The sequence below is a fragment of the Streptomyces sp. BK79 genome, from assembly GCF_044142145.1.
In the GTDB taxonomy this organism is placed as follows: Bacteria; Actinomycetota; Actinomycetes; order Streptomycetales; family Streptomycetaceae; genus Streptomyces.
Genome location: NZ_JBHVOC010000003.1, coordinates 38,504 through 64,943, shown reverse-complemented (window position 1 = coordinate 64,943; position 26,440 = coordinate 38,504). Strand labels below are relative to the sequence as shown.

The 26,440-nt window shown below is 74.1% G+C and carries 22 protein-coding genes; 4 read left to right on the top strand and 18 right to left on the bottom strand.

Features of this window, described 5'->3' with window-relative positions; genetic code table 11:
• The first annotated feature begins 11 nt into the window (after positions 1-11).
• Positions 12-1,460: an amidase gene (locus ACFIF2_RS04215; protein WP_395571104.1), complete on the top strand. Its 1,449-nt coding sequence runs from the start codon at positions 12-14 to the stop codon at positions 1,458-1,460.
• A gap of 445 nt (positions 1,461-1,905) precedes the next feature.
• Here ACFIF2_RS04215 and ACFIF2_RS04210 read toward each other — a convergent pair whose 3' ends face one another.
• From ACFIF2_RS04210 to ACFIF2_RS04190, 5 genes are read right to left on the bottom strand one after another with little or no spacing between them, the layout of a single operon-like run.
• Positions 1,906-2,700: an ABC transporter ATP-binding protein gene (locus ACFIF2_RS04210; RefSeq protein ID WP_395571103.1), complete on the bottom strand. Its 795-nt coding sequence runs from the start codon at positions 2,698-2,700 to the stop codon at positions 1,906-1,908.
• Positions 2,693-3,688, bottom strand: coding sequence for an ABC transporter ATP-binding protein (locus ACFIF2_RS04205; protein WP_395571102.1), 996 nt, complete (start codon positions 3,686-3,688; stop codon positions 2,693-2,695). Before ACFIF2_RS04205 ends, ACFIF2_RS04210 begins: the two co-directional genes overlap by 8 nt.
• A complete protein-coding gene (locus tag ACFIF2_RS04200; protein WP_395571101.1) occupies positions 3,685-4,542 on the bottom strand; it encodes an ABC transporter permease in 858 nt (285 codons plus the stop codon). Before ACFIF2_RS04200 ends, ACFIF2_RS04205 begins: the two co-directional genes overlap by 4 nt.
• Complete coding sequence (locus ACFIF2_RS04195; RefSeq protein ID WP_395571100.1) at positions 4,539-5,489, bottom strand: ABC transporter permease; 951 nt, start codon at positions 5,487-5,489, stop codon at positions 4,539-4,541. Before ACFIF2_RS04195 ends, ACFIF2_RS04200 begins: the two co-directional genes overlap by 4 nt.
• Positions 5,486-7,177, bottom strand: a complete 1,692-nt coding sequence (locus ACFIF2_RS04190) for a CocE/NonD family hydrolase (RefSeq protein ID WP_395571099.1) — start codon at positions 7,175-7,177, stop codon at positions 5,486-5,488. Before ACFIF2_RS04190 ends, ACFIF2_RS04195 begins: the two co-directional genes overlap by 4 nt.
• Positions 7,178-7,278: 101 nt before the next feature.
• On the opposite strand from ACFIF2_RS04190, the gene ACFIF2_RS04185 reads away from it, so the two are divergent.
• On the top strand, positions 7,279-7,845 hold the full coding sequence (locus ACFIF2_RS04185) for a TetR/AcrR family transcriptional regulator (RefSeq protein ID WP_395571098.1): 567 nt from the start codon (positions 7,279-7,281) through the stop codon (positions 7,843-7,845).
• Positions 7,846-7,969: 124 nt separating this feature from the next.
• Here ACFIF2_RS04185 and ACFIF2_RS04180 read toward each other — a convergent pair whose 3' ends face one another.
• The 10 genes from ACFIF2_RS04180 to ACFIF2_RS04135 form a co-directional block, all read right to left on the bottom strand.
• Positions 7,970-8,632 (bottom strand): phosphoribosyltransferase, encoded by a 663-nt coding sequence (locus ACFIF2_RS04180; RefSeq protein ID WP_395571097.1) that lies wholly within the window; start codon positions 8,630-8,632, stop codon positions 7,970-7,972.
• 117 nt (positions 8,633-8,749) lie between these two features.
• Positions 8,750-9,466 carry a dienelactone hydrolase family protein gene (locus tag ACFIF2_RS04175; RefSeq protein ID WP_395571096.1) on the bottom strand — a complete coding sequence of 239 codons (717 nt, stop codon included), beginning with the start codon at positions 9,464-9,466 and terminating at the stop codon, positions 8,750-8,752.
• A gap of 241 nt (positions 9,467-9,707) precedes the next feature.
• On the bottom strand, positions 9,708-12,158 hold the full coding sequence (locus tag ACFIF2_RS04170) for an SWIM zinc finger family protein (RefSeq protein WP_395571095.1): 2,451 nt from the start codon (positions 12,156-12,158) through the stop codon (positions 9,708-9,710).
• Positions 12,155-15,193, bottom strand: a complete 3,039-nt coding sequence (locus ACFIF2_RS04165; RefSeq protein ID WP_395571094.1) for an SNF2-related protein — start codon at positions 15,191-15,193, stop codon at positions 12,155-12,157. Before ACFIF2_RS04165 ends, ACFIF2_RS04170 begins: the two co-directional genes overlap by 4 nt.
• 165 nt (positions 15,194-15,358) lie before the next feature.
• Positions 15,359-15,931: a sugar kinase gene (locus tag ACFIF2_RS04160; RefSeq protein ID WP_395571093.1), complete on the bottom strand. Its 573-nt coding sequence runs from the start codon at positions 15,929-15,931 to the stop codon at positions 15,359-15,361.
• Entirely contained in the window at positions 15,928-17,076 is a 1,149-nt protein-coding gene (locus tag ACFIF2_RS04155; RefSeq protein ID WP_395571092.1) for an ROK family glucokinase, read from the bottom strand. The genes ACFIF2_RS04160 and ACFIF2_RS04155 overlap by 4 nt, the downstream gene beginning before the upstream one ends.
• Positions 17,077-17,197: 121 nt before the next feature.
• Positions 17,198-18,007, bottom strand: a complete 810-nt coding sequence (locus ACFIF2_RS04150) for an ATP-binding cassette domain-containing protein (RefSeq protein WP_395571091.1) — start codon at positions 18,005-18,007, stop codon at positions 17,198-17,200.
• Positions 18,004-19,047, bottom strand: coding sequence for an ABC transporter permease (locus ACFIF2_RS04145; RefSeq protein WP_395571090.1), 1,044 nt, complete (start codon positions 19,045-19,047; stop codon positions 18,004-18,006). Before ACFIF2_RS04145 ends, ACFIF2_RS04150 begins: the two co-directional genes overlap by 4 nt.
• On the bottom strand, positions 19,044-20,048 hold the full coding sequence (locus ACFIF2_RS04140; protein WP_395571089.1) for a sugar ABC transporter substrate-binding protein: 1,005 nt from the start codon (positions 20,046-20,048) through the stop codon (positions 19,044-19,046). The genes ACFIF2_RS04145 and ACFIF2_RS04140 overlap by 4 nt, the downstream gene beginning before the upstream one ends.
• A gap of 233 nt (positions 20,049-20,281) precedes the next feature.
• Positions 20,282-21,019, bottom strand: coding sequence for a myo-inositol degradation transcriptional regulator (locus ACFIF2_RS04135; RefSeq protein ID WP_395571381.1), 738 nt, complete (start codon positions 21,017-21,019; stop codon positions 20,282-20,284).
• 129 nt (positions 21,020-21,148) lie between these two features.
• On the opposite strand from ACFIF2_RS04135, the gene ACFIF2_RS04130 reads away from it, so the two are divergent.
• Positions 21,149-22,171: a Gfo/Idh/MocA family oxidoreductase gene (locus ACFIF2_RS04130; RefSeq protein WP_395571088.1), complete on the top strand. Its 1,023-nt coding sequence runs from the start codon at positions 21,149-21,151 to the stop codon at positions 22,169-22,171.
• Between the two features lie 105 nt (positions 22,172-22,276).
• Here the strand turns inward: ACFIF2_RS04130 and ACFIF2_RS04125 are convergent, their stop codons facing one another.
• On the bottom strand, positions 22,277-22,672 hold the full coding sequence (locus ACFIF2_RS04125) for a ribonuclease domain-containing protein (RefSeq protein ID WP_395571087.1): 396 nt from the start codon (positions 22,670-22,672) through the stop codon (positions 22,277-22,279).
• Between the two features lie 170 nt (positions 22,673-22,842).
• Here ACFIF2_RS04125 and ACFIF2_RS04120 point away from each other — a divergent pair, with 170 nt between their 5' ends.
• Complete coding sequence (locus ACFIF2_RS04120; protein WP_395571086.1) at positions 22,843-23,622, top strand: 3-oxoacyl-ACP reductase family protein; 780 nt, start codon at positions 22,843-22,845, stop codon at positions 23,620-23,622.
• A gap of 162 nt (positions 23,623-23,784) precedes the next feature.
• Here ACFIF2_RS04120 and alc read toward each other — a convergent pair whose 3' ends face one another.
• The gene (gene alc / locus ACFIF2_RS04115) at positions 23,785-24,915 is read right to left on the bottom strand and encodes an allantoicase (RefSeq protein WP_395571085.1); all 1,131 of its coding nucleotides are present in this window, start codon (positions 24,913-24,915) and stop codon (positions 23,785-23,787) included.
• A 63-nt stretch (positions 24,916-24,978) separates the two neighbouring features.
• On the bottom strand, positions 24,979-26,316 hold the full coding sequence (gene allB / locus ACFIF2_RS04110) for an allantoinase AllB (RefSeq protein ID WP_395571084.1): 1,338 nt from the start codon (positions 26,314-26,316) through the stop codon (positions 24,979-24,981).
• Between the last annotated feature and the right edge of the window lie 124 nt (positions 26,317-26,440).

Below are 26,440 nucleotides of genomic sequence, written 5' to 3'. Positions count from 1 at the left end.
TGGAGACGACGATGACCGACACCACGGGCGACAGGCCCCTGTGGGACCACTCGGCCGGCGAACTGGCCGCCGGCATCCGCGCCAAGGACTTCTCGGCGACCGAGGTGGCCCGGGCGTTCCTGGCCCGCGTCGAGGCGGCCAACCCGGCGCTCAACGCCCTCGTGGACGTCCGGCCCGAGGAGGTGCTCGCCCAGGCCGCCGACGCCGACGTGGCGGTCGCCGCGGGCGGGGACCTTCCCCCGCTGCTCGGCGTCCCGGTGTCCACCAAGATCAACACTTCGCAGCGCGGGTACGCCAGCTCGCACGGCGTGGCCGCCTGGGCCGGCGCCGTCGCGGCGGACGACGCCGTCTGCGTCGCGGGCCTGCGCGAGGCGGGCGCGACCCTGCTGGGCCGCAGCAACAGCCCGGCCTTCGCCGTACGGTGGTTCACCGCCAACGACCTGCACGGCAGGACGCTCAACCCCTGGCACCCCGGCCACACCCCCGGCGGCTCCTCGGGGGGCGCGGCCGCGGCGGTCGCCGCCGGCATGACCCCGATCGCGCAGGGCAACGACATCGGCGGTTCCGTCCGCTTCCCCGCGTACTGCTGCGGCGCCGTCGGCCTGCGCCCCACCGTGGGCCTGGTGTCCGGCGTGGAACCGCGAGGCGCGGAGGAGTTCGACAGTCCTCTGTCGTTCCAGACCATGGCGGTCCACGGGCCGCTCGGCTGGACCGTCGACGACGTCCGGCGCGGACTGCACGCCATGGTGACGCCGGACCTCGACGACCCCGTCGGTCTGCCGGTGCGGCCGCCCCTGGGCGAGCCCGGACGGGTCAGGGTCGCCGTCGTCCGCGACGCGGGAGTGGTCAAGCCCCACCCTTCCGTGAACGCCGCCGTGGACGACGCCGCCCGCTGGCTCGCCGAGGCCGGCCACGAGGTGGAGGAGGTCGAACTCCCCCAGCTCGGCGAAGCCGCCCGGCTGTGGTCGCTCCTGCTCTACCAGGAGCTGCGGACGATGATGTCCGAGATCGAGATGTTCGGTGACGACGCGGTCCGTGACTCGCTGGCGTCCTCCTTCCGGGCCGCCGCGCAGATATGGGGCGAGCAGCCCACCCTCACCGACTACATCCGGGGCTACGCCCGCCGCGGCACCCTGATCGGCCGGCTCCAGCGGTTCCTGGGCCGGGACCGGATCGTGCTGACGCCGGTCGCCGCCGAGCCGCCGTTCGAGCAGGACGCCGACCTCGCCGGCGATGTCCGGATGGGTGAACTGCTGGCCGCGCAGTGGCCGATGCAGGTGGTCCCGGTGCTCGGTCTCCCCGCCGTGTCGGTGCCCACCGGCCTGCGCGACGGCCTGCCCTCCGGCGTCCAGTTGATCGGCGGACGCTTCCAGGAGGACCTGCTCCTGCACGTCGCCTCGGCCGTCGAGGCCCGGGCGCCACGCAGCCGGCCCGCCCTCTCCTGGCCGCGAAGCGGCTGACCGTCCCCCGCACCACCCCCGACGGCGTGCCCCCGGCGGTCTCCACCGACCACCAGGGGCACGCCGTTTCCGGGCGGCGGGCGCCCCCTCGGGGACCGGCCCGGCACGCGCGGGCGACGCGCGGAGGACGGCCGGGCAAGCGGCATGAGGGGGGACGGGCGGCGGGCGACGGGCGACGGACGGACGACGGGCGACGGACGGGCTACCACGCGCACGTGCCGCCGTCCGCCCGCACGCCCACGCGGACGCGTGTGGCCGCGCGGCCCCACGGCCCGTCAAGGCGCCGGGGTGTTCCGGTCCTTCCGCGGTGCGGCGGTACTCCTCAGAGCCGGGCGCCGGGAGTCGACGCGGCGGTGGCCGACGCATGAGGCGAGGACGCCTGACCGGCCGCTCGCCGGTCAGGCGTCCTCGCGTCAGGGGCGGCCGCTACGCCGTGCCGGCCCCGTCAGGGGGCGTCCCTGTCCGCTCTTCTCCTGGGCTTCCAACCCGGCTTCGGGATGGAGGCGATGAGACGCCGGGTGTACGGGTCCCGCGGGTCGTCGAGGACGGTCGCGACCGGGCCGTGCTCGACGGCCTTCCCCGCCCGCATCACCAGGACGTCGTCGCTGATGTGCCGGACGGCGCCGAGGTCGTGCGTGATGAACAGCAGGGCGGTTCCGGTCTCCGCGCGGACGCGGGACAGCAGGGTCAGGATCTGCGCCTGGATCGACACGTCCAGGGCCGCGATGGCCTCGTCCAGGATCAGTACGCGCGGTTCGGCGGCCAGGGCGCGGGCGATGGCGACGCGCTGGCGCTGTCCGCCGGAGAGCGCCCTGGGCAGCGCACGCGCCTGCCGGTCGTCGAGGCCCACCATGTCGAGCAGGTCGGCCACGCGGGCGCGCAGCGCGGGCGAGGGCAGGCGCCGGCGCAGCGCGACGGCCTCGGCGACGGCGTCACCGGCGCGCTGCCGACGGTCGAGGGACGAGTAGGGATCCTGGAAGACCATCTGGATCCGCCGGCTCCGGGCACGGCGTGCCCGTGAACGCGGCCGGCCCTCCCCGCGTTCGTCGCCCGCGACCGTGACCGTGACGTCTCCCCCGCTGGGTGTCTCGAGTCCGGCGATCATGCGGGCGGTGGTCGTCTTGCCCGATCCCGACTCGCCGACGATCGCCAGCGACCCCCGCTCCGGGAGCGAGAAGCTCACCCCGTCCACGGCGACGAAGTCACCGAAGGTCTTGCGCAGACCGCGTACCTCAAGCATGGGGGCCGGCCTCCTCGGGAGCGGACGTGCGAGGGTAGTGGCAGGCGACCGTGGAGTCACCGGCGGGGACCGGGGCCGGCCGGTCGGCGCGGCACCGGTCCTGGACGTACGGGCACCGGTCACCGAAGGCGCATCCGCCGGGTATCTCGAACCCGGACAGGGGTCTGCCGGGGATCGAGCGGAGTTCCGCGCCGGGGTCGGAGACCGAAGGGCGCGAGGCGAGCAGGGCGCGCGTATACGGGTGGGCGGCCCGCCCGCGCAGAAGTGCGGCGGGGAGTTCCTCCACGGTCGTGCCCGCGTACATCACCACCACCCGGTCGGTCACGGCGGCCGCGAGTTCCAGGTCGTGGGTGATGAACAGCAGGGCGAGCCCGCGGGCTTCGCGGGCCTCCCCGATGATGGCCATCACCTCCTCCTGCGTGGTCACGTCGAGGGCGGTGGACGGCTCGTCGGCCAGGAGCAGGCGTGGCTCGGCCGCCAACGCGGCGGCGATCATGACGCGTTGGAGCAGGCCCCCCGACAGTTCGTGGGGCCGTTGGCGCATGCGCCGCTCGGCGTCGGCGATGCCGACCTCCCGCAGGATGGCGGTGACCCTCCTGACGGCCTCGGCGGCCGGGACACCACGTGCGGTGGTCAGCCCTTCGACGAGGAAGTCGCCTATGCCGCGGGCCGGGTTGATGTGGGCCCTCGGGTCCTGGAACACCATGGCGACCTCGCTCGCCCGGAACGCGCGCAGGCGCTCGGGCCTCATCCGCGCGACGGACTCCCCCGCGAACAGCACGTCTCCGCGGACGCGGGCGCCCGGGGGCAGCAGTCCGAGGACGGAGCGGGCCGTCAGCGACTTGCCGGACCCGGACTCTCCCACGAGGGCGACCGCCGCCCCCTCGGGAACGGCGAGGTCGGCGCGGTGGACGACGGCACGCGGCTCCCCTCGCAGGGGCAGGTCGATGCCGAGCGCCTTGATCTGGAGCAGGGGTGAGGGGCTCATGCGCGCTCTCCGGGCAGCCGTCGGGACAGTCCCGTCCCCAGCAGGTTGAACGCGATGACGACGACCAGGATGGTGACGCCCGCGAACAGCGACTGCTGTGGCCGGCCGGCGAGGATGGACGGAGCCCCGTTGGCCACCATCAGCCCCCATTCCGGGTCCGGGGGCCGGCTGCCGAGGCCGAGGAAGGAGATCGCGGCCACGTCGAGGAGGGCGTAGCCGAAGCCGATGGCGGCCTGGACGAGGACGAGCGGCAGCAGGTTGGGCAGCAGGTGCCGCAGCCAGATGCGGGCGGTGGGGGCGCCGAGGAGCTGGAGCGCCGAGACGTAGGGCAGGTGGCGTTCCTTGAGCGCGGCGGAGCGTACGACGCGGGTGATCAGGGGGAGGTAGGCGACCGACAGGGCGATGACGGGGGCGGCGAGTCCGGCGCCGAAGACCGCGGCGACGAGGACGGCCATGATGAGCCCCGGGAAGCCGAAGACGATGTCCAGGGCGCCCGAGACGAACCGGTCCAGCCATCCTCCGTACCAGGCGGCCGTCAGCGCGAGGAGGGTGCCGAGGGTGGTGGAGACGGCGATGATCACGGCGGGGGCGGCGAGGCTGGCGCGGGCCGCGGCCATCAGCCGGGAGAGGAGGTCGCGCCCGGTGTCGTCCGTTCCCAGGAGGTGGGTGGCGGACGGTCCGGCGTGGACGTTCATGGGGTCGACGGCGTTAGGGTCGTGCGGGGCGAGCAGCGGACCGAACACGGCCAGCAGGACGAACAGGGCGACGACGCAGCCGGAGCCGAGCGTCAGCCAGTCGCGTGAGCGCACGGCCCGCCCCTTGGGCGCGGTGCGGTGGAGCGGGGCGGTGGTCATCGGGCCCCCTTCCGCGCGGCCCGGGGGTCGAGGGCCGCGCTGACCAGGTCGACGGTGGTGTTGATGACGACGAACACGACCACGAAGATCAGCGACACGGCCTGTACGACGGCCATGTCCTGCTTGGAGGCGGCCTCGATCATGAGTGCTCCGAGCCCTCCGGTGCCGAAGGCCTGCTCGGCGACGGCCGCGGTGGCGATGATGCCGGCGATGCCGACACCCGAGACGGCGAAGACGGGTCCGGAGGCGTTGCGCAGCACGTGGCGGCGGATCACCGTGCGCTCGGGGACGCCGCGGCTGCGGGCGGTCTCCACGTGCTCCGCGCGCATCTCCGCGCGGACGGTGGTCCGCGTCACCTGGGCGACGTAGCCGATCCAGGTCATCGCCAGCGCGACGGCGGGCAGCGTCAGGTGCGTCAGGGTGCCGGTGAAGCCCTCGCCGGAACCGTAGACGGGGAACCAGGGGAGCTGGACGGCGAAGAGCCAGATCAGCAGGACGGACATCACGAAGGTCGGTACCGCCATCGCGCCCGCCGTCAGGGTCGTCGCGAGCGTCTCCGTGCGGCCGCCGCGCAGTGCGGCGACGGTGCCGACGAGGGTGCCGACGGCGAGGACGAGGACGGCCGCGTAGGCGACGAGCGCCAGGGTGTCCCCGGCGCGTGCGCCGATGAGCCCGGCGACGGAGTCGCGGTAGACGAGGGACTTCCCGAAGTCGCCCTGCAGGCAGTTGCCCAGCCAGTGCCAGTAGCCCTGGAGGAACGGGTCGTCGAGGTGGTACTCGCGGTGGATCTGCGCCAGCACGGCCGGGTCGGGGTCGCGGCTGCCGCCGACGAGCAGCGTGGCGGGGTCCCCCGGGGTGAGGAACATCGCCCCGTAGATGGCCAGGCTGGAGACCAGCACGGTGACGACGAGCATGCCGAGACGCGTGGCGGCGAAGCGCGCGCTCATCTCGGGTCGCCGCTCTCGGGCAGGACGGTCAGGCGCAGGCGGGAGGGGTGGCCGGGACCGGTCCGGAGCGTCTGCAGGCTGGCCTTGGGCGAGGTCGTCAGCCACGGGCTCTCCAGCGAGCCGGAGTTGGGCAGGTGGTTCGGGAAGTCGCTGCCGGCGACCATCAGCGCGAGACGGTGTCCCGGGCGCACCCGGTAGCCGGTGTGTCCCAGGGCGATCTCCACCTCGCCGGGCGCGTCGGCCTGGGCGCAGCCCCGCAGGACCAGGCGCGCCGTGCCGTCCGGCGCCAGGTCGAGGAGGCGGACGAAGACGTCGAACGTGGGCGCCGTGCTCTCCACGTGCAGCACCGCGTGCACCGGCCCGGCGAGGTCGAGGGGACGGTCGGAGGCGGGGTGCGTGAACACGAGGACGTCGTCCCGGTCGAGGGTGGGGCGCTCGTCGGCGTGGTCGCGCAACAGGAGGAAGGTGTCGGCCGCGGCGGACGGCACCAGGTCGTCCGGGTCGTACCGCCACCGCGCCGATTCCGGGACACCGGACGGGTGCGGTGCGAGGGTTCCGCCGGGGACCGGGCCGGCCGCGGCGGTCGGCCGCGCCAGGTACAGATCGGTAGCCGTGGCTTCGGGCGGCGGCCAGACGGCGGAGGTGCGCCAGCCGTCGTGGCCGAGCTTCCAGCGCACCCGGGGCAGTGCGTCGGGCCGGGCGGTCCCCTTGAGGAAGACGTCGAAGAACTCGATCGCGGGACCGGTGTAGGAGTCCAGCATGCGCTCCAGGGCGGCGTCGTCGGTCAGGTGGTCGGTGGCGGGGGTCGCCGGGGCGTCCTCCAGGACGTAGTTCTCGTGGTCGGTCGCGTCGGCGACCAGGTACTGCACGGCCGCCCACCCGGGGCGCCCGGCCAGCTCCGTGTAGTCGCGCATGTGGGCGGTGTTGAGGTTGTCGAACCAGCCCACGCAGTGCAGCACCGGCACGGGGCGCGCGTCGTAGGGATGCGGCCCGTTGTACGCGTCGAGGGGGATGCCCCCGACGACGAGGTCGAAGCCCGGCGAGCGCTTGCCGATCGCGTCGAACGCCTCCTCGTAGGCGGCGACGACCGGGCGCCGGGTGAGGTCGACGTGGAACTCGTAGCTGTCGCGGTCCGTCCACACCTGTGCCTGGTACGTGGTCCCCTCCAGCCACACGGGCTGCCGCCCGGAGCCGGGGTCGTGGGCGGCGATGCCGGGGGCGTTCGTCGTGCAGGTCACGCGGGGGACGATGGCGCGCAGGGCGGGGTGCTGGCTGGAGACCGCGGACCACTGGGTGAACCCGTAGTACGAGTCGCCGAACATGCCCACGATCCCGTCGGACCAGGGCTGGCGGGTGATCCACTCCAGGGTGTCGTAACCGTCGTCTACCTCACCGGTCCAGCCCAGGGTCCGCCCCTCCGACCGGAACTTGCCGCGGACGTCCTGGACGACCACGACGTAGCCGCGCGCGGTGAATCTTTCCGCCAATCGGTCGGCGAACGCGTACCGGCTGTTCTTGTCGTACGGGAGGCGGACCAGGACGGCCGGTGCCGGCTCCCCCTGGTCGGCGTCGGCGCCGACGCCGTACACGTCGGTGGCCAGGCGCACTCCGTCGCGCATGCGCACCATGTGCTGCCGCGCGTGGGGCGGGACCGGTTCCGGGGTGACGCGATGGACGGCAAGGCTCATGCGGCCCTCCACGGGGGCGAATCTTTAGAAAACAACGTGATATAACAGCGTTGCATCCGCCTGTGTCCCACGTCAACCCCCCTCTGAGCTAGGTTGCTGCCATGCCGATCGACGTCGACGAAGTCCAGCGCCGCGAGGCAATCGCCCAGGCGACCCTCGCTGTCGCCGCCCGGGACGGTGCGCGGGCCGTCACCATCCGTGCCGTGGCCAAGGAGCTCGGCGGGTCCACGGCGATGGTCACGAACTACGTGCCGACGCGGACGGCCCTGATCACCAACGCCGTCCGGGCCGCCGAGTCCCGGTGGCGGACCGATCTGGAAGCACGCCTGGGTGACCTGATCGGCGCGGACCGGCTGCGCGCCACGGTGGAGTGGCACCTCAGCACGGAGCCCGAGGACCTGCTGCTGCGCACGCTCTGGGTGGAGATGCTCTCGTCGGCGCACGTCGACCCGGGAGGCATCGACCGCCAGGAACCGCGCGAGTCACGCCAGGAGTTCCTCGACGCGTCCGCCGCCGCGGGAGTGCCCGACGCCGGCCTCGCCGCCGACGTCCTGTCCCTGCTGACCCGCGGCTACTACATCTCCTCCATGGAGGAGCCGGCCCACTGGACGCCGGAGCGGGCCGAAAGGGTCGCCCGAGCGGTGGTGGACGCCCTCATGGGCTCCTGAGCCGCCGGAGCGTCACCTCTCTGCCCTGCCGAACGGATCTCGGAGCCCTCGTGCGGACAAGATCCAGGGGGCGCGACTCCGGGCGCGGGCGGCCTCCCCTCGCGCCCGGGGCGCCCTGCCTCCCTCACCCGCCGTGCATCGCGGCGCTGTGCTCGCGGAGGATTCCCCTGACCTCGTCGTCACCCACCTGTTCGAAGTCCTCGTACCAGAGGCCGACCGCCTGGAAGTCCCGCGGCTGGTACAGGCAGACGACGTCGTCGGCCTCCGCACGCATCTCGACGCAGGACTCGGGCGCGCCGACCGGAACGGCGAGGATCAGCCTGGCGGGATGCCGGCGGCGCAGGTGCCGCAGGGCCGCACGGGCGCTCGCGCCGGTGGCCAGACCGTCGTCGACGAGGATGACGGTCCGCTGCTCGACGTCGGGCGTGGACGGGTCGCCCCGGTACAGCAGGGCGCGGCGGCGGAGTTCGGCCCGCTCGCGTTCCACGTCCGGGGCGAGGCGGTCCTCGCTCAGGCCCAGCATCTGGAGGGCGCGCGAGTCGAACAGGGGCGGATCGTCGCCCACGATCGCGCCGATGCCCGCCTCCGGCCGGCCGGGCACACCGATCTTGCGGACCACCAGCACGTCCAGCCGCGTGCCGAGCGCCCGTGCCACCTGGGCCGCCACCGGAACGCCGCCGCGGGGCAACGCGATCACGACGGCGTCGGGAAGCTCGCCGTCGGACGCCCATTCCATGAGCCGGAGGGCGAGTTGCTGGCCGGCTTCGACGCGATCACGAAAACGCATGGCCTGGATGCCGCCTTCCTCACGCGGGGCGGAGAGCTGCCGCTCATGTCCGGGGTTTCCCGCCGGCCGCCGGTGAAACAGCGACACCCGCGCCGACCCCCCGGACTCCGGCGTTCGTCAGCCGGTGGGTCCGCCGTCCGCTCGTCCGCCGTCCGCCCGTCCGCCGTCCGTCCGCCCGGCGGGCAGGTGGTCGCGGAACCAGTCGGCGGCGGCATCGGTGACCTGCTCCAGGGCGCCGGGCTCCGGGAAGAGGTGCGTGGCGCCGCGCACGACGTGGATCCGGTGGGGTGCCGTCAGGCGTTCGGCGGCCTCACGGTTGAGAGTGAGCACCGTCGTGTCGGCGCCGCCGACGACGAGCAGCACCGGGGCCATGACCAGTGGCAGCGCTCCGCCGGCCAGGTCCGGCCGCCCTCCGCGCGACACCACCGCGCGGACCCGCGACGGGCGCTCGGCCGCCGCCGCCAGCGCGGCGGCCGCTCCCGTGCTCGCCCCGAACAGGCCCAGAGCGAGCGGTGCGGTGTCCGGGCGCCGCTCCAGCCAGTCGATGGCGTCGGTCAGACGCCGGGTCAGCAGGGAGATGTCGAAGCGGTGCCGGGCCGTGACGACGTCCTCGCGCTCCTCGTCCTCGGTCAGCAGGTCCGGCAGCAGGGTGCCGAACCCGGCGCGGCACAGCCCGGCGGCGACCGCGCGGTTGCGGGGGCTGAGGCGTGAGCTGCCGCTGCCGTGCGCGAACAGGACCACGCCCCGCGCGTCGGCGGGAAGCGTCAGGTCGCCGTCGAGCGCCGCCTGACCCGACGGGATCCTCACGGTGTCCGAGGCGGTCCGGGGAGCCATGGGCCCTCATCTCCCTCCCCTTTCGTGCGGGGTACCGGGACGCGGGCACGGGTACCCATCGCGAGCCTCGACGCACGGTGCGGAAGACACCGGGCCGTGAGGGCACGGGTGTGCGGGCGCCGGGCCGTGTGGCCCCTGTGCCGTGCGGGCCCTGTGCCGTGCGGGCGCCGGGGTTCTCGCCCCGCCGGGCCGTGGGTGGCACGCCCCGGTCCGCCGATGACAAGCCCGCCGCGCCGGCGGGTCAGAGGTCGCCGGTGCCGGCCAGGCCCGTCAGGGCGCCGACCGGGTCCAGGTCGGGGGTGCCGCGCGGCCACCAGTCGTCGCGGCCGGGCTCCGACTCGTACGCGTACCAGAGCCCGGCCCGGCCGAGACGGAGCTGGACGTGGCCCTGGGGGTGCGTGAGGCGGTTGCGCCAGGGCCGGAACGCGGGCAGGTCGGCGGCGAGCAGCAGGGGGCGGGCACGGTCGAAGCGGCCGGCCGGCGGGTCCCAGGGCTCCTCCAGTACCTCGAGCCCCGCCGGCCCGCCCTGACGCCAGGCGGCCACCGCGCGCGCCAGCTCCCCCGTGCCGCGGCCGGTGGCCCCGGCGAGTGACGCGTACAGCGCGCGCGTGCCCGCGGTGAGCCCGGAGCCGAGGCGGGCCGCGGCGTGGCGGACGGCGTCCTGCCACAGGGTCAGCCCGCCCACCGGATCGCGGCCCGTGGTGAGCAGTGCGTGGGCGCGGGCGGCGGCGTCGGTGGCCAGCTGGTCCAGCGCGAACGGGTCGGGACCGCCCGGTGCCGCCGGGTAGGCCGGCGGCTGCTCGGGGTGCGGGGGCGCGGGCAGCGGCGCCGGGAGGGGCGGCAGCGTACGCCGAGCCAGAGCCTCACCGGCCCGGACGCCGGGCAGGGGCGCGGGCCCTCTGTCCTGGGCGGCGCGGGCGGCGCGGGCCGCGCTCAGCCGGGACAGGGTGTCGAGCAGCTCCCGCTCGCCCCGGCCGCGCAACAGCAGCAGCACGAAGGGGTCGGCGTCGAGCAGGCGCGCCGTCTGGTAGCAGAGAGCGGCGGCGTGCTTGCAGGGGTGCCCGGAGTCGGGGCAGCTGCACCGCGGTGCGAGGTCGCCGGGGCCCGGCAGGAGCGGGACGCCGCAGTCGGCGAGGGAGTGGGGCAGCTCCTTGTCGAGCAGGGCGGCGATGTGTCCGGGCCGCTCCACGGCGGCGTCCAGGAACCGCTCCCAGTCGGCGTCGTCGAGGGTGCGCAGTCGCACCTGCACGCGGTACGGCCGGGGTCTGCCGCCCTGTACGTAGGCGAGGACCTGGCCGGGCGTCACGGTGATGGCGTCGACGTGGCCCCGCTCGGCATACCCGCGCCCCCGCGCCAGTCGCGCGGCGTCCAGGGCCCCCTCCTCCAACGCGGTCACCCACGCGTTCCCCCACCACGTCCCGGCGAAGCCCTGGTCCCCCGTCGAGCGGGGCGGGAGGGCGGGGAAGGTCCGCCGCAGCTCACCGTCCCGGCCGGGGTCGGCCATGGAACGGGGGGTGCGGGGTCCGTCGTGCGGGGCGGAGGAGGTGGCGGCCGCGCGCGGTCCGGCGGTCGCCTCGCCGTACGCCTCTTGGTACGGGGCCGAGCGGGCAGCCGTGCGGGGAGCGGCGTGGAACGGTGCCGCCCGGTGCCGAGGCGGCGCGGGTTCGTACGCCGGGGTGGGCGAGGGCGCCGGCCCGACGAGGGGTTCGGTCTCCTCGGCCCCGGCGGGCGCGGTCTCCTCGTCAAGGTCCGCGTCCGGGGGGAGACGGAACGCGTCCGCGGCGAAGTCCCGTACGAGGCGGGCGCGGGCGTCGGCGGTGGGTGAACCGGCGGGTCCGCGTGTGCCTCGGGCCGGGCGGGACGGACGGATCTTCGCCGCTCCCGTGGCCGCCGTGTCCCTCGACGCCTGCCGACGTGCCGCCCGCAGCGCCTCGCGTGCCACGTCCGCGGGCCGGCTCTCCTCGGCGTCGACGGCCCCGGGACGGACGGCCGGGCTCGTCACGTCGGACGAAGAGGGCGTCGGGCCGGCCGCCGCGCCGTCGGCGATGACCGGCGGTGGGAGACGAGAGGGTTCCACGGACCGGTCCGCTTCCGCGTCCGGGCCTCCCGGCGTGCCCGACGAGGTGCCCGTCGCGGTGTCCGACGAGGTGTCCGTCGCGGTGTCCGACGCGTCCTCGTCTGCCCCCGTGGGCCGTGCGGTCCGGGCACGGCGCAGTGCCGCCCGTGCGATGTCTCCGGGGCGCGCTCCGGTGGACTCCCTTCCGGCCGGCTCCTGGGCCTTGGCCCTGCCCCCTTCGCGACGCTGGTCCTGGCCCCCGCCCTGGTCCCGGCCCGCGCTCCGGCCTCCGTCTTGTACCTGGTCCTGGTCCTGGTCCTGATCCCGGCCTCGGTCCTGGTCCCGGCCCCCGCCCTGATCCGGTGCCTGGCCGCTCTCCTGGTCCTGGCCCCTCTCCTGGTCCTGGCCGCTCTCCTGATCCCGGCCCGTCTCCTCCCCCCGGCCGTGCTCCGGGCCCCGGCCATGCTCCTCACGCCCCGCGTCGTGTTCAGCGGGGTCCCGGCCGGTGGAGGCACGTGTGTCCGCCCCGGGGTCGGCGGCCCCGTCGGCATCGCGGGGGCGGCCCGGCAGCCCCTCACCGCGCTCGCGCGCCTCGCGCAGGGCGCGGCGGGCCTCGTCGGCGGGGCGGGGGGTCATGACGGCCTCCGCAGGGACACCAGGTCGGACAGTTCGCGCGCCGTGAGCTCGGTGAGGGCCGACTCCCCTGCGCCGAGGATCGCGTCAGCCAGGGCGCGCTTGGACTCGAGCATCTCGGCGATGCGGTCCTCGACCGTGCCCTCGGTGATGAGGCGGTGGACCTGGACCGGCTGGGTCTGGCCGATGCGGTAGGCGCGGTCGGTGGCCTGCTCCTCGACGGCCGGGTTCCACCAGCGGTCGAAGTGCACGACGTGGCCGGCGCGGGTGAGGTTCAGGCCGGTTCCGGCGGCCTTGAGCGACAGGACGAGAACCGGGGTCGCGCCGCTCTGGAAGCGGTCCACCATGCGCTCGCGCTCCGGGACCGGTGTGCCGCCGTGGAGCAGTTCGACGGGGACGGCGCGGGCGGCCAGGTGGGAGGTGATGAGGCGGGCCATGCCGACGTACTGGGTGAAGACGAGTGCCGAGCCGTCCTCCGCGAGCACGGTGTCCAGCAGTTCGTCCAGCAGGGCGAGTTTGCCGGAGCGCGCGGTCAGCCGGTCGGGCCCGGCCGGCGGGTGGTCCTCCTTCAGGAACAGCGCGGGGTGGTCGCAGATCTGCTTCAGCGAGGTGAGGAGCTTGAGCACCAGCCCCCGGCGGCCGATGCCCTCGGCCGTCTCGATGGCGAGCATCGACTCGCGCACCACCGCCTCGTACAGCGCGGCCTGTTCGCGGGTGAGCGGGACGGGGTGGTCGGTCTCGGTCTTCGGCGGCAGCTCCGGAACGATGCCCGGGTCGGACTTCCTGCGGCGCAGCAGGAAGGGGCGGATCAGCCGGGCGAGGCGCTGCGCGGCCTCCTCGTCCTCGCCGTTCTCCACCGCGCGGGCGTGCCGGGCGCGGAAGGACTTCAGGGGGCCGAGAAGACCGGGGGTGGTCCAGTCGAGCAGCGCCCACAGCTCGGAGAGGTTGTTCTCCACCGGTGTGCCGGTCAGCGCCACGCGCGCGGGGGACGGAATCGTGCGCAGGGCCTTGGCCGTCGCCGAGTACGGGTTCTTGACGTGCTGCGCCTCGTCCGCGACGACCATGCCCCACTCCTGCTCGGCCAGGGTCGCCGCGGCGGACCGCATCGTGCCGTACGTGGTGAGGACGAAGCCGCCGGTCAGGTCGTCCAGGGTGCGGTCGGGCCCGTGGAAGCGGCGGACGGGGACGCCGGGGGCGAAGCGGGTGATCTCCCGCTGCCAGTTGCCCAGCAGGGAGGCCGGGCAGACGACCAGGGTCGGCGCGGTGCGGGCCCGCTTGAGGTGCAGGGCGATGACCGTGACCGTCTTGCCGAGGCCCATGTCGTCGGCGAGGCAGCCGCCGAGGCCGAGGGAGGTCATGAGGTCGAGCCAGGCCAGGCCGCGCAGCTGGTACTCGCGGAGGGTGGCGTGCAGGCCGGGCGGCGGTTCGGTGGGCCGCACCCCTGCCGTGAGGCGGTCGCGCAGGGCGGCCAGGGCGCCGGCCGGCACCACCTCGACCGTCTCGCCGTCGGCCTCCGCGCTGCCGGTGAGGGCGGCGGACAGGGCGTCGACCGGGTCGAGCAGGCCCAGGTCGCGCTGGCGGGCGCGGCGGACGAGGGCCGGGTCGACCAGGACCCAGCGGTCGCGCAGCCGGACGACGGGACGGTGGGCCTCGGCGAGGGTGTCCATCTCGGCCTCGGTGAGCGGATCGCCGCCGATGGCCAGCTGCCAGCGGAACTGGAGGAGGTCCTCGCTCTCGAAGAAGCCCGTGCCGTCCGTCGCCGAGCCGGGCGCGGGCCGGACCACGGCGGTCGCGGTGAGGTCCTGGGCGAGGTCGCGCGGCCAGTGCACGGCGACCCCGGCGGCGGCGAGCCGGCCGGCCGCCACGCCGAGCAGGTCGGTGACCTCCTCCTCGGACAGGCTGAGCACGTCGGGCACGTCCTGCTCGGTGAGCCGGTCGAGCGGCGTCCAGACCCGCGCCGCGCGCCGCACCGCGAGCGCGGCGTCCACGCGCGCGCGGGGTCCGAAGGCGGCGTCGGCCGCCCCGGACCACAGGTCCGCCGCGTCGGCCACGAGGGTGGGGTCGGCGAGACTGTGCACCTGCACGATCGCCGCCCCCGCGCTGCGCGTGCCGCCGCCCTCGTCCGTGTCGCCGTCGAAGAGGTCGAACGCCGACAGGTCCAGGCGGAGCGAGATCCGCAGGCCCGCGTCCATGCCGGCGGCGACCTCCGCGGCCCAGTCGTGGGCGTCGGGCAGGTGCTGCGCGCCGCGCGCCGCGAAGGGGCGGCCCGAGGCGTGGGGCGCGGCCGGGGTGCGGGGCAGGGTGTCGGCGACCGCGTCCAGGAAGGCGCGGACCAGTGCTTCCGGCTCGGGCAGCCGGATCGGACCGGGGCCGTCCAGCGGGACGGCGTGGCCCTCCGGGGGCAGGGCGGCGGCCACGGCCCGCAGGTGCGCGATGTCGTCGGGGTCGAGCGGGCCGGCCCGCCAGGCGTCGTGTCCGGTCGCGGTCAGGCCGGGCAGCAGCCGGCCGCGCGCGGTGAGCCGCAGGGCGTGCAGGGCGGCGGCGCCCCAGCAGGCGGTCGCCGGGTGGGCGGCGGGGTCGTGCCGGGCGCGCACCAGCAGGGGCAACGCCTCGGCGAGCGGCAGCGACAGCGCCGGTGTCGTCCGGCGCCGCACACCGGCACCATGCCGCCGTACGACGGTCAGCTCCGTGGCCTCGGGGGGACCGGCGCTCCGTCCGGGAGGCGAGGAGGGGGTGCTCCCACCACCGTCTCCCGGAACGGCGACGGCCGAGGGGTCCTGGGGTGTGGCGGCTTCGCCCTCCGCCGACGCGGTGGGCACCCCGTGCCCGGGAGGAAGAACGGTGGCGACGGGGCCTCCGTCGGGGTCCCAGAAGGCGATCCGTCCGTCGCGCGGGAGCGGCGCGGGCAGGAAAACGGCCGCGAGCCCGACGGGCACGGGCGCGACGGCTTCCCCGGGGCCGGTCGCCGGCCCGCTCACCGGCCCGCGCCGCTCCACTCGTCCGGCGTCCCTCGGCCCCAGCACGGCCACGTCACGCATACGTTCTGTCACCTCCCGCCCCGTCCGTCGGATCAGCTGTCTTCGACTCTAAGGGCGGGGTCTGACAATCGGCCCCGGCGGCCTGCCCGGGCCCGCTCGCCGCACGGGCGCGGGCGCGGCCACGGGCACGAGCACGGGCGCGGCGCGGCGCGGTCAGGGAACCGGTCAGGGAACCGTGCGGGAGACGACGTACACCATCGGGTAGTCCGGGTTCTCCATGTCCACCATCACGTCCTGGGTGGGCGCCGGGTTCCGCTGCTCGTTGACCAGCCCCCACCAGGGTCCGGGCCCGCTGAACTCCCAGCCGGTGACCCGCTGGGCCCGGTCGCTGATGGCGACCTTGTCCCGCTTCAGCGCGTCGCGGTCGACGCCCAGTCCCGCCAGGAAGGCGTCCAGGCCCGCGCCGGTGGTCTCGAACTGGACGTAGAGGCGGCTGGTCTTCCAGTTGTTCGTCTCGTAGTACGCGACCTCTTCGGACGGGACCGGGACGGGCACCTCGTAGATGCGGCGCTGGAGTTTGGACGGCCAGCCCTCGGTCATGCCCGTCGCCGCGTACTTCGCCTCCTTCTCCCGGCCGCTGTCGCGGCTCTGGTTGGCGGAGATCATGAGGTAGCCGGCCGGGATGCCGATGAGCAGCACGATGATGAGCAGGGTGAGCGACCGGCGGCGGATCATGTGCCGGCGGTCCTCGCCGGGCTGCTCCGGGGAGCCGGCCTGCTGGGGCAGCGTGTCCGTCACAGCGACTCCCCGGACGTGCGACGGGCCTCGGCGTACCGCTCGTAGCGCTCGTACCGCTCGACCCGGCGCCGCTTGGCGCGGCGGAACCGGCGGGCGACCAGGCGGGCCAGGTCGGCGGCGCCCACCATGCCGGCCTCGGGTCCCAGCTGGGCGCGGACGATGCGGGCCTCGGGGCGGTAGCCGCGGCCCGTGAGCTGGCGCTTGAAGGCGTCCCGCGCGGGGCCGATCAGCAGGTCGTCGGCGGCGCTGACCCCGCCGCCGATCACGAAGCAGGACGGGTCGAGGGCCGCGGCGAGGTTGGCGATGCCGACGCCGAGCCACTGGCCGATGTCCTGGAGCAGCTCGACGCACATGGCGTCGCCGTCGCGGGCCAGCTCGGTGATCATCGGGCCGGTGATGTCGCCGATGCTGCCCTTGACGTGCTCGATGATCCCGTACGCCACCGGCGAGTCGGCGGCGGCCAGCTCGCGGGCCTCGCGGACCAGGGCGTTGCCCGAGCTGTACTGCTCCCAGCAGCCGCGGTTGCCGCAGGGGCAGCGGTGGCCGCCGGGGACGACCTGCATGTGCCCGAACTCGCCGGCGACCCCGTACTTGCCCCGCTTGACCTGGCCGTCCTCCAGGATCGCGCCGCCGATGCCGGTGCCGAGCGTGATCATGACGAGGTGGTCCTCGCCGCGGCCGGCGCCGAAGCGCCACTCGGCCCAGGCGGCGGTGTTGGCGTCGTTGTCCACCAGGACGGGGACCGCGAGGCGGCCGGCGATGCGGTCGCGCAGCGGTTCGTTGCGCCAGGACAGGTGGGGGGCGAACAGCACCCGGTTGCGGTCGGCGTCGACCCAGCCGGCCGCGCCGATGCCGACGGCGTGCACGTCGTGCCGGTCGGACAGGTCGAGCACCAGCTCGACGATGGTGTCCTCGACGACCTTGGGGCTCTTGGACTTGTCCGGGGTCTCCGTGCGGAGCTTCTCCAGGATGTTGCCGTCGGCGTCGACCACGCCCGCCATGACCTTCGTGCCGCCGATGTCGATGCCGACCGTGGGCACGCGGGGCGCCGTCAGGTGCGAGCGGCGTTCCCTCGTGCCCACGGTGCGCAGGACCGGGGCGCGGCGGGATCCGATGGGGGCGGTGAAGTCGCGGTAGGTGCTCATCGGGTGCGATTGTGCCGCACGGCTGTGCCGGGTGCCGAATGGGACGGAGGGTGGCATGGACGGTTCGTCGCCGGGTGCGGGCGCGGCGTGGTTCCCCGCGCCCAGGCGACGGAGGCGCACCTCACTCGGTCCCGCGCCCCGGGGTGCGCTGCAGTTCGTGGCGGAGATCGTCCAGCTCGTTCCCGCCCGCCATCTGCCTCGTCAGCTCGTCGAGGGTGATGTCCTCGCGCTCGTGGTTGCCCACCATCGTGCCCCTCTTCAGGAGCACGAACCTGTCTCCGACCAGGTACGCGTGGTGCGGGTTGTGGGTGATGAGAACAACACCCAGGCCCTGGTCGCGGGCCGCCGCCACGTACTTGAGGACGACGCCGGACTGCTTCACGCCGAGCGCGGCGGTGGGCTCGTCCAGCACCAGGACCTTCGCGCCGAAGTGCACCGCGCGGGCGATCGCCACGCACTGGCGCTCGCCGCCGGAGAGGGTGCCGATGGGCTGGTCGACGTCGCGCAGGTCGATGCCCATGCGCAGGAGTTCCGCGCGGGTGGTGCGGCGCATGTGGTCGACGTCCATGCGCTTGAAGGGGGCGACGCCCTTGCGCGGCTCGGAGCCGAGGAAGAAGTTGCGCCAGACCGGCATGAGGGGGACGACGGCCAGGTCCTGGTAGACGGTGGCGATGCCGCGGTCCAGGGCCTCGCGCGGGGAGGCGAGGCGGGTCTCCTCGCCGTCGAGGGCGAGGGTGCCGCCGTCGTGCTGGTGCAGCCCGGAGATGATCTTGATCAGCGTGGACTTGCCGGCGCCGTTGTCGCCGAGCACGCAGGTGATCTCGCCCGCGTGCACCTGGAGCGACACGCCCTCCAGGGCGCGCACGTTCCCGTAGTTCTTGCTGACGCCGGACAGCTCGACGAGCGCCGTACGTGCTGGGGTCCCGGTCACTTGGTGGCCTCCGCGCGCTTGCGGACCCAGGCGTTGAGCAGGGTCGCGAGGAGCAGCATCGCTCCGAGGAAGAACTTGAACCAGTCGGGGTTCCACTCGGCGAAGACGATGCCCTTGCTGGTCATGCCGAAGATGAACGCGCCGACCGCCGAGCCGACGGCACTGCCGTAGCCGCCGGTGATCAGGCAGCCGCCGATGACGGCCGCGATGATGTAGATCAGCTCGTTGCCCACGCCCTCGCCGGACTGGACGACGTCGTACGAGAAGAGCAGGTGCTGGCCCGAGATCCAGGCGCCGAGGCCCACGCCCATGTAGAGGCCGATCTTGGTCTTCGTCACCGGGACGCCCACCGCGCGGGCGGCGTCCTTGTTGCCGCCGACCGCGAAGATCCAGTTGCCCGCGCGGGTGCGCAGCAGGATCCAGCTGGCGACGGCGACCAGGGCGAGCCACCACAGGATGGTGACCTTGAAGCCGACGCCGCCGACGGTGAGCGTGGAGGCGAAGACCTCCCGGGCGGAGCCGAAGCCCTCCATGTCGGCGATCGTCTTGGTGGAGACGGTGCCGCCGATCAGCTTGGTGAAGCCCAGGTTCATGCCGGTCAGCATCAGGAAGGTGCCGAGCGTGATGATGAAGCTGGGCAGCCTGGTGCGGGTGAGCATGAAGCCGTTGAAGGCGCCGATCGCCAGGGTGACCAGCAGGGAGACGCCGACGCCGACCCAGACGTTGGCGGTCATCTGGTAGCTGAACATCGACGACACCAGGGCCGACGAGGTCACCATGACACCGGCGGACAGGTCGAACTCGCCGCCGATCATCAGCAGCGCCACGGGGACGGCCATGATGCCGATCGTGGAGGCGGCGTAGAGCACCGTGCTGAGGCTGGAGGCGCGCAGGAAGCTGTCGGCGAAGAACGCGAAGAACACGAAGACCGCGATCGCCCCGACGACGGAGCCCAGCTCGGGCCGGCCGAGGAGTTTCCGCAACGGCGAGGTCCGCAGCAGCCTCTCGTCGGCGGTCGCCGCGTCCGTGCCGGCGCTCATCGGGTGCCCCTCTTGGTGTACTCGGCCAGCTCGGCGGCGTCGTCCTCGGTGATGATCTGCGGCCCGGTGAGCACCGGGCGGCCACCGCCGAGGACGTCGGCGTTGTACTTGTACAGCCACAGCAGGTCGACCGCCTCGTAGCCCTGGAGGTAGGGCTGCTGGTCGACGGCGAAGCCGAGGGTGCCGTCCTCCAGCCCGGCGGCCACCTTGGCGTTGAGGTCGAAGGTGTCGATCTCGGCCTTGCTGCCGGCGCCCTGCCTGGCCTTCACGGCGGTGTCGGCGTAGGGCGCGCCGAGGGTGACGACGGCGTCGACGGACTTGTCCGTCTGGAGCTTGGCCTCCAGGGCGGACTGCACGTCCGGCATGCTGGTGCCGTTCACGTAGAGCCGCTGGACCGTGCCGTCGAAGGTCTTCTCCACGCCGTCGCAGCGCTGCTCGTGGCCGACGTTGCCCTGCTCGTGCAGGACGCAGACCGCCTTCTCGCGCCCCCGCTCGTTCAGCTCGTCGCCGACCGCCTCGCCGGCGATGGTCTCGTCCTGGCCGATGTGGCTGAGGGCGCCGAACTTCTTGGACTCCTGCGAGCCGGAGTTCACGGTGATCACCGGGATGCCCGCCTTCCGGGCGCGGGCCAGGGCGGACTTCATCGCGTCGGGCTTGGCGAGCGTGACGATGATCCCGTCGACCTTCTTGTCGACGGCCGCGTCCACGAGCTGCGCCTGCTGCTGGGCCTCGTCGTCGTGGGAGTACAGGAAGTTGATGTTGTCCTTGACCGCTGCCTGTTCGGCGCCGCTCTGGACGATGTCCCAGAAGGTGTCGCCGTCACCCGAGTGCGTGATCATCGCGAAGGTCCAGCGGGGCGTGTTCACCGCGGCCTTCCCCTGGGCCGACGCGGCCTTGCGGGCGTCCTCGGCGCGCTTGCCCCCGGTACTGCTGCACCCGGCCAGGGACAGCGACAGTGCCCCCGCCAGCGCGATGCCCACCCATGTCCGAAACCGTGCCACGAGGCCGTGCCCTTCTTGCTGTGCCGTGCTGTGCTGTGCGTGCCGGGGCTCCGCGGAACCCGAGCCGGGTTCTCGAAACCCCAAACGCTCCATTGTCCGACATGGCGAACGATCACTCGGCGCCGGGGAGCAGACGCCGGTCACATTGTCCGGACAAGGGGCGCGGCCCGCACGGCGAGCGCGACGGCGGACCGCGGCCCGGCGGCGGGCGCGGCGGGCGCGGCGGGCGCGGGTCAGGAGCGTACGAGCAGCTGGAACTCGAAGGAGTAGCGGGACGGCCGGTAGGTGTGGGTGCCGAACTCGACCGCGCGCCCGGTGTCGTCGAACGTCGTGCGCTCCATGGTGAGCAGGGGGGCGCCCGCGTCCTCGCCGAGCCGCTCGGCCTCGGCCGCGGTGGCGGCCCGGGCCCCGATGGACTGGCGGGCGCTGTGCAGGGTGATCCCGGCGGAGCGCATCAGCCGGTACAGCCCGGTGGCCTCCAGCCGGCCGGTGTCCAGGTCGACGAGACCCGGCGGCAGGTGGTTGCACAGGTACGCCATCGGCTCGCCGTGCGCCAGCCGCAGCCGCTCCACGCGGTGCACGTCGCTCTCCTCGGCGACGCCGAGGGCGGCGGCGACCTCCGCGGTCGCCGGGACGAGGGTGTTGACCAGGACCTTCGTGGCGGGTCGCTGGCCCGCGGCCTCCAGGTCGTCGTAGAGGCTGCTCAGCTCCAGCGGGCGCCTGACCTTGCTGTGCACGACCTGGGTGCCCACGCCCCGGCGGCGCACGAGCAGGCCCTTGTCGACGAGCGACTGGATGGCCTGGCGGACGGTGGGCCGGGACAGACCGAGCCGCGCGGCGAGCTCGATCTCGTTGCCGAGCAGGCTGCCGGGGGTGAGTCCGCCGTGCTCGATCGCCGCCTCCAGCTGCTGCGACAGCTGGAAGTACAGCGGCACGGGGCTGCTGCGATCCACGCTGAGGTCCAGCGCCACGGTCGGGTCCACTTCTGGTTTCGGCACGGGGCGAGCGTAGCTCCGTGCGCTGATGACGGGAAGTTGTGTAGTCCGATTGTCCGGACATACGCATTGACAGGGTGCGGACTGTGAGCCCACTTTGATTCCATGCGCATCGGGGTCATCGGTACGGGCCGCATCGGCACCGTTCACGCCAACACACTCAGCCGCCATCGCGACGTCGGGTCCCTGATCCTCACGGACTCCGACCTCGCGCGGGCGCAGGATCTGGCCCACCGGCTGGGCGAGACGGCGGCGCCGGGAGTGGACGAGATCTTCCGGTGGGGCGTGGACGCCGTGGTGATCACGACCGCGACGTCGGCCCATGCCGAACTGATCGGCCGGGCGGCCCGTTCGGGGCTGCCGGTGTTCTGCGAGAAGCCGATCGCCCTTGACCTGCCCGGCACGCTCCAGGCGATCGCCGAGGTGGAGACGGCCGGGACGATTCTGCAGATGGGGTTCCAGCGCCGCTTCGACGCCGGCTACACGGGCGCCCGTGAGGCGGTGCGGTCCGGGCGGCTCGGGCGGCTGCACACCGTCCGGGCGGTGACCAGCGACCAGGCGCCGCCGCCCGCCGCGTACCTGCCGCAGTCCGGCGGGCTCTACCGGGACACGCTGATCCACGACTTCGACGTGCTGCGCTGGGTGACCGGCCGGGAGATCACCGACGTGTACGCCGCCGGGTCCGACGCCGGGCCGCCGATGTTCCGCGCGGCGGACGACGTGGACACCGGCGCGGCGCTGCTCACGCTGGACGACGGCACGCTGGCCACGGTGACCGCGACGCGGCTGAACGGCGCGGGGTACGACGTGCGCATGGAACTGGCCGGGGAGCTGGACCAGATCGTCGTCGGCCTGGACGACCGTACGCCGATCGCCTCGACGGAACCGACCGGACCGCCGGCCGCGGACAAGCCGTGGACCGGGTTCGTGGAGCGGTTCGGGCCCGCCTACGAGGCGGAGCTGGCCGCCTTCGTCGAGGTGGTGCGCGGCGAGCGGGCCAACCCGTGCGACGGACGCGAGGCGCTCCAGGCCCTGCGGATCGCCGAGGCGTGCGAGGTCTCCCGGCGCGAGCGCAGACCGGTGCGGCTGGCGGAGATCCCGGGGGGCGGGGCGTCCGCGGCGGTGTGAGCGGTCCGCCCCGCCCACCGGCGGCCGCCGCCCGGAGCCGGAGGCCCGGACCACGCGGAGCCGGAGGCCCGGGTGTCCCGGGCCTCCGGCCGGCGGCGGCCGTCCTCAGCAGCCGTGGTCGACGAGGTCGAACGAGGCGTAGTGGTCGGCCGTGTAGTAGTCCTCCTGGTGGCCCTCCCCGGTGACGATGCGGCGGGCACCGCGCGTGTCCGCGCCGGGGGTGATGACCGTGTACTCGTGGTAGTACCCGGTGGACCGGCTGGGGAGGATGCCCTCCCGGTTCTGGAAGACGGTCCCGTCCTGCTCGAAGGGATAGGGACCGCCCTGCTCGATCAGGTCGAGCGTGTCGTGGGCCTGTGGGGGCAGGGCGCTGTAGCAGATGTCGCCGACCGCCGCGGGCGCGGCGCCCGCCGTGGTCGCGGAGACGGTGCCGCCCACGAGGAGGGCGGACAGGACTGCGGTGGCTGCGCCGAACCGAGCGACGCGTGGGGGGAATCGCATGACCTCATGATGACGCGCGTAGACAGTGGCATGTCAATGACAAGACGATGGAGTTCCCCGGGACGTCCCGTGTGTTTTCCGCGCGTTCACGCGCCACCCGGTGCCCCGCCGGGCAGGTCGGGGTCCGTTCACCGCCAGCGTGCGGGGCCCCGGCCCGCTGGGATGGACCCATGAACACGGAGACGAATTCCTTCACCCACTCCCCCACCCCTTCCCCGGCCCCCCTGTCCGGCCGGAGGGCCCTCGTGACCGGCGGCAGCCGCGGCATCGGCGCGGCGACCGCGCTGCGGCTGGCACGGGAGGGCGCGGACGTGGCGCTGACCTACGTGAACGGAAAGGACGCGGCCGAGGACGTCGTACGGGCCGTCGAGGCACTGGGGCGCCGGGCGGTGGCCCTGCGGGCGGACTCCGGCGACGCGGACGAGGCGGCGGGGGCGGTGGAGCGCGCGGCACAGGCGCTCGGCGGCCTCGACGTACTGGTGAACAACGTGGGACTGGGCCTGCTCGGACCGCTGGAGAGTCTGTCGCGCCCCGACGTCGACCGGCTGCTGGCCGTGAACGTCCGGGGCGTCTTCCTGACCTCCCAGGCCGCCGCGTCCCGGATGACCGAGGGCGGGCGGATCATCACGGTCGGCACCTGCATGACCCAGCGGGTGCCCGGCCCGGGCGGGACGCTGTACGCGATGAGCAAGTCGGCGCTGATCGGGCTGACCAAGGCGCTGGCCAGGGAGCTGGGGCCGCGCGGCATCACCGCCAACATCGTCCACCCGGGGCCGATCGACACCGACATGAACCCGGCGGACGGCCCCTACGCCGAGGGGCAGGCGGCCATGACCGCGCTGGGCCGCTTCGGCACGGCGGACGAGGTGGCGTCGACGGTGGCCTACCTGGCGAGCGCCTCGTACGTGACGGGAGCGGAGTTCGCGGTGGACGGCGGGCACGCGGCGTAGGCGCCGCGCCCGCCCCCGTGCGTGAGCGCGGGGCGCGCCGGTGCTGTCCGGCCGGCGCGCCCCGCGGGTCCTGGAGGACCGGCCACCCCGTTCCGGTGGGGCGGCCGGTCCGTTCGCGGGCCGGCCACCGGACTCCTGGTGGCCGGCGGTCCGTTCGGTGGGTCAGCCGCCGAGTTCCTGGTGGCGGGCGGCGAGGTGGGCCGCGCCGTCCTCCGTCAGGGAACCGAACAGGCGCAGCCGGGAGATGCCGCCGTCGGGGAAGATGTCCACGCGCGCGTGGGTGCCGACGGCCGCCTCGGGCAGGACGAAGCGGTGGTTGGTGTCGGGCTGCATCCGGGTGCGCGGCAGGATCTCTCGCCACTCGCCCGTCTCGCCGTCCTTCACGGACACCGAGGCCCAGCCGGCCGAGTTGCCCTTCAGGTAGGCCGTGTCGATCTCGATCGCGCGGATCTGGACGCGGTCCACCAGGCGGTAGCTGATCCAGTCGTTGCCCTGGTCGCGGCGGCGGCGGGTCTCCCAGCCGTCGTCCATCTTGCGGGAGCGGCCCGGCTGGATGGTGTTGGTGGCCGGCGAGTAGAAGAGGTTGGAGGCGTCCTCGACCTGGCCGCCGTTCTCCAGGGCGACCACGTCGAAGGTGCCGAGCGCGGCGAGCCACGCCGGGTCCGGGACGACCTCGCCGTACACGCGCAGGCGGGCGATGCCGCCGTCGGGGTGCTGCTTGAGGCGCAGGTGGGTGAAGCGCTGCTCGGCCGAGACGGCGAACCCGTTGGCCGCGTGACCGCCGACCGCCGTGCGCGGGACGAGGGTCGTCCACTTCACGTCGTCCGCGAGGAGTTCCTCGGGCGACGGGGAGCCGGCGACCGAGGTGGCCTCGACGGAGACGGCCTGGGGGTAGTTGCCGCGGAAGTGGGCCGTGTCGACGACGATGCCGCGGATGACGCCGGGGGCGCCGAGGCGGATCAGCGCCCAGTCGTGGTCGTCCTCGGTGGGCCAGGGGTGCTCGGCGGAGGCGCCACGGCGGCGGCGGGTCTCCCAGCCGTCCATGACCTTGCCCTTGTGCCCGAAGTGCTCGGGGTCGAACTCGGCGGGCCCGGGCACCAGCAGGTTCTCGCGCTGGGCGAAGAACTCGTCGTTGGCGGCGACGACACCCGCGCCGAGCTGCCGGTCGGCAAGGTTGGCGTACTGGGTGAAGGGGAGGTCGGCGGTGCGGTAGTCCGCGTACGGGTCGCCGCCTCCGTAGGGGTTCGCGTCTCCGGTGAAGCTGGCCAACGAGGGGTTCTGCTGGGCCGTCACGGTGATCAGGTGTTCCTTCCGGGTCGTTCGAGGTGATGTCTGGATTCAGGAGGTCCGGACGGTTCAGGTCCGGGTGAGGAGCTGTCCCTTCGGCTCGGTGAACGCGCCGTCCGCCACGACGCGCGCTCCGCGCAGCCAGGTGGACTTCACGACGCCGTACAGGGTCTTGCCCGCATACGCGGTGACGCGGTTGCGGTGCTGGAGGGCGGCCGGGTCGACGGTGAACGTCTCGTCGGGGGCGAGGACCGCGAAGTCGGCGTCGTGGCCGGCGGCGATGGCGCCCTTGCGGCCGTCGAGTCCCACCTGGCGGGCCGTGTTCGCGGACATCCAGCGCACGATGTCCTCCAGGCCGAGGCCCCGCTCGCGGGCCTTGGTCCACATCGCCGGCAGGCTGAGCTGGAGGCCGGCGATGCCGCCCCAGGCGGTGGCGAAGTCGTCGGTCTTGAGGTCGGCGGTGGACGGCGAGTGGTCGGTGACCACGCAGTCGATGGTGCCGTCCGTCAGCGCCCGCCACAGCAGGTCCTGGTTGGCGGCCTCGCGGATGGGCGGGCAGCACTTGAACTCGCTGGCCCCGTCCGGCACTTCCTCGGCGGTGAGGGTGAGGTAGTGCGGGCAGGTCTCCACCGTCACCCGGACGCCGTCCGCGCGGGCCTCGGCGATCAGCGGCAGGGCGTCGCTGGAGGAGAGGTGCAGGACGTGCACGCGGGCGTTGAACCGCTTCGCCTGCGCCAGGAGGCCCGCGATCGCGGTGTCCTCGGCGTCGCGCGGGCGGCTGGCGAGGAAGTGGGCGTACTTGGGGCCGCCCTGCTGCGGGGCGGCGGCCAGGTGGTGCGGGTCCTCGGCGTGCACGATGAGCAGGCCGTCGAAGGCGGCGATCTCCGCCAGGGACCGGGCGAGCTGCTCCTGGTCGAGGGGCGGGAACTCGTCCACGCCCGACGGCGACAGGAACGCCTTGAAGCCGAAGACCCCGGCCTCGTGCAGCGGGCGCAGGTCCTTGACGTTGTCGGGCAGGGCGCCGCCCCAGAAGCCGACGTCGATGTGGGCCTTGTCGGCGGCGACCTCGCGCTTGGTGCGCAGGTTGTCGACCGTGGTGGTCGGCGGGATGGAGTTGAGCGGCATGTCGACCAGGGTGGTGATGCCGCCGGCCGCCGCGGCGCGGGTGGCGGTCCAGAAGCCCTCCCACTCGGTGCGGCCGGGGTCGTTCACGTGGACGTGGGTGTCGACCAGGCCGGGCAGGACGACGTGGTCGCCGACGTCCTCCAGCCGCGCGCCCGCCGGGACGGGGGCGTCGTATGGCAGGACGGCCGTGATCCTCTCCCCGGTCACCGCGATGGACGCGGCGCGTGTCCCCTCGGGAGTGACGACGCGCGTCGAGCGCAGCACCAGTTCAGCCTCGGACACCCGAACCCCTCTCTTCCACCGAATTCAACGTTCTGTTGAAGGAGTCTTCACTCCCGCTTCCGGGCCGTCAAGAGGCACCCTTTGTGCGGGCATGCCCTCCGGTCCACCCTGGACGTTTCCACAA